At 69.8% G+C, this 3,019-nt stretch carries 3 protein-coding genes; all 3 read right to left on the bottom strand.

The annotated features are described in order from the left end of the window. The coding region (locus QSJ97_RS24335) for a DEAD/DEAH box helicase (RefSeq protein WP_285675081.1) at positions 1 to 1,778 on the bottom strand (1,778 nt) is incomplete at its 3' end. Between the two features lie 30 nt (positions 1,779 to 1,808). Next, positions 1,809 to 2,036 carry a MerR family transcriptional regulator gene (locus QSJ97_RS24330; protein WP_285675079.1) on the bottom strand — a complete coding sequence of 76 codons (228 nt, stop codon included), beginning with the start codon at positions 2,034 to 2,036 and terminating at the stop codon, positions 1,809 to 1,811. Between the two features lie 60 nt (positions 2,037 to 2,096). Beyond that, positions 2,097 to 2,909 (bottom strand): hypothetical protein, encoded by an 813-nt coding sequence (locus QSJ97_RS24325; protein ID WP_285675077.1) that lies wholly within the window; start codon positions 2,907 to 2,909, stop codon positions 2,097 to 2,099. Positions 2,910 to 3,019 lie beyond the last annotated feature (110 nt).

Genomic DNA, 3,019 nt, shown 5'->3' with positions numbered 1-3,019 from the left:
TCGTCCGGGATCGCGGCGCGCGCCATCGCCGCCGTGAGGCCGGACGCATCGAGCCGGGCGCGCGTCACCGGGCCGGGATGCTCCAGCGCCCGCGCGAGGCGCAACCGGGCACCCTTCAGGTCGGGGTTCATCGGCTGGCCCGGCGCGGCATCCGGCATTCGCACCAGCGCGGCAACCGGCAGCGTGACCTCGCGCTCGACGCCATGCAGCAGGGTCATGACCGGCGACTCGTCGATCACGAGATGGTCGAGCCCGGCGGTCCGGATCGCGGCCGGCGGGCTCCCGGAGAGGCGCGGATGGGCGATGATGCAGATATCGGCATCGGCATTCCGCTGCGCGAGGTAGCGGCAATCAGCCGAATGCGGGCATTGCCGGCAGACCAGATCGGTATCGCCGAGCACAGCCTGGAGGTTGTGGATCGCCGAAAGGTTCGAGCACATCGGCGCGCCGTCGCTGTCCCGGGCCTCGCGGCCGCGGAACACCACGACCCGGAGATCGGGGGCGATCTGCCGGATGCGCGCCGCCAGCTCGTCGGAGAGCCGGTGTGTCGGCGCCGCGAAGACCGCGACGCGGCCATTCCCTTGCGCGCGCAGCGCCCTGATCCGCGCGACCGAGCGGCGGATCGCGGCCTCGGTCTTGCCGAGCCCCGGCCCGGCCTCGATCAGACACCGCAGGGGCTCGCCTCCGGGACGGGTGCTGTGCGCAGCGATCTCCGCATAGGCCGTGTCCATCTGCGCGCCAAGCACCGCCCGGGCTTCGGCAACCGGCATCCGGGCGGGCTGAGGGGCCTGCCGCTCGGCCTCCCGTTCGGCCGTCCAGTCGAGGAGATCCCGGATCTCGCGGCGAACGTCGCGATCGCGGTCTCCGGGATCGGCGCGCTCGTCGAGCGCCTGCTCGACCCGGGCGTGCACCAGCTTGAGGAGCGCCGCGCGGTCGAGATCCGGTCTGCCCCGGAAGGCCGCACCGATCGCCCGCCTGATCGGGCCGTGAAAGCCGTCCTTGCCCGGCCCCCGCCCGATCCGCGCAAGATGGCCGGCAAGCCCCCTGCCGACAGGTTGGTGCGTGTCGCCGTCGCCGCCTGCCGAGCGCCGGGCCGCGGGGATCGGAGGCACGGCCACGGCCGGCTCCCCATCGCGAAACCCGGTGCGCAGCGGCAGGAAATCCCCGCCCTCGATGATCGGTGCGGCGGTGTAGTGGAGCTGCACCGGATTGAAGAGTGCGTGATCGAGATGCGGCACGCCGCACAGCCAGAGCTTGAGCTCGGCGTCGGCGACCGGCCGGTCGAGCCAGAACCAGAGACGCACCCGCGCCCCGGGCCTGATCGCGTGCGAGCCGGTCAGCTGCCAGGCGAAGGCCACGCCGTCGAAGGCCTCCGGCAGGATGGCGAGCACCGCCTCGAGCACATCGTCCGGGTCGAGCGGATCAGCGGTTTCCGGCAGTTGAGCGCCGTCGATGTCGAGCGCCACCCAGCGCAGGGGCGCGGCATCGAAGCAGGCATCGGAGCCGCGGCAGGTTCGTCGCGTCCTGTTCGGATCGATCCCGCTGCGCGGCACGCCGCGGATCACGCAGGCAAAGGGGTCCCCCGACAAGCGGCCGAGGAGACCCGCGAGGTCGCGCGCGCCGGAGAGCGTTGCGGTCTCGACCGAGAACCATTTGGCATTGTCGTGGCTGGCGAGGCGTGCATGCCCTCGGGACCAGCGTTTCGCGAGCCGACGGCCATCGAGCGCGCGGAGGATCGTGATGTCCTCCGGCGCCTGGGCGCTGGCAGATCCTGGCATCCCGGGGGCCCCGCGGCCGCGCCTCCCCGTTTACCGGTCGTCGAGCCTGGCGATCGAGCGGCGCAGCAGAACCCGCCGCATGCCGCCGATCTTCATGCTCTCGAGCGTGCCGTCCGCGATGCGCCGCCAGACGGTCGCGCAGGACATGTCGAGCAGCTTCGCGGTCGTGGCGATGCTCGCATACTCGGGGATATCGGCGGCGTCAGCATCAATGGCCTGATTGCTGCTGGCATGTTTCGACGTGAGCCGGATGGTCATGGTGATCCTCGCAGTTCGGTGAACATGCCTGCGAGGATGGGAATTCGGGCTGGTAAAGGCCTAACGGCCTTTACCGGCATTCTGCACCTTGTCCGGCTTGAGATCGCCAATGGCCCTTCTCACGGTTTCCTTGCTTGGAAAGGTGTTGCGGGTCGTCTGAAGGCCCCTCTTGCGCAATTCCCGCCTCACCTCATCGGCCACCGCGGAGATCGAACGCTGAGGCATCCGCGCCCACTTGTCCGCCGCCAGTCTTCTCGCGACGATCTGCCATTCGGCGGCTCTGCCCTGCGTCTCCTTCGCGCCGGCCGCACCCGCGGATCGCGCATGGGCGACCTGCCTGCGTGCCTTCGTGATGTCATCGAGGTGCAGGCCATGCTGGCGGGCCTTCTCGCGCAGGGCCCCAAGTTCGAACGCCGCATAAAGCGCATCATCCGCGTTCCCGGCATCGAGAACCATGCGGATCATCTCCGCCTCCGAGATGAGCCAGTAGTCCTCCGAGAGCGGTTCCACGCGCCGCCGGATGAAATCGAGCCCCCGCTCGATAAGATGCTGGCCCGGCGTGAAGGTCTCGGCGCGCGGGTCCCTGCCTTCGAGCGCCCAGCAGGCCTCCCATTCAGCCGGCACTTCACCCCAGCAGGTCTCATCCTCCGCAGAGACGAACACGCGTCCAAGAAGCGGCGGCCAATCTCCCGCGCTGAAATGGCTCTCCAGCGCAATGAAGCGGAGCATGAGCCCTTCGCGAAAGCTGTCCCTCTCCTCGGGATCTGTCGCGTCGATCCGCTGCTCGATGCGGGTGACCGTAAACATCGCGTCCCTCGCCAGATGGCGCACCGCGGCCGAGGGGGTGTCCGGCTCGTCGTCCTTCTCCGTCATGCGCGCAGCTCCACGATCCTGCCTGCGTCACCCGTACAGAACCTGCCCCATCGCTCCATCAGCGCGCGGCGGCGATCCAGGAGATCGGAGCGGGCATAGGCGCGCTCCAC

Source organism: Paralimibaculum aggregatum (genome assembly GCF_030270585.1).
GTDB lineage: Bacteria > Pseudomonadota > Alphaproteobacteria > Rhodobacterales > Rhodobacteraceae > Thermohalobaculum > Thermohalobaculum aggregatum.
The sequence above is the reverse complement of the archived record's forward strand: the minus strand, read 5'-3'. Positions and strand labels throughout refer to the sequence as shown.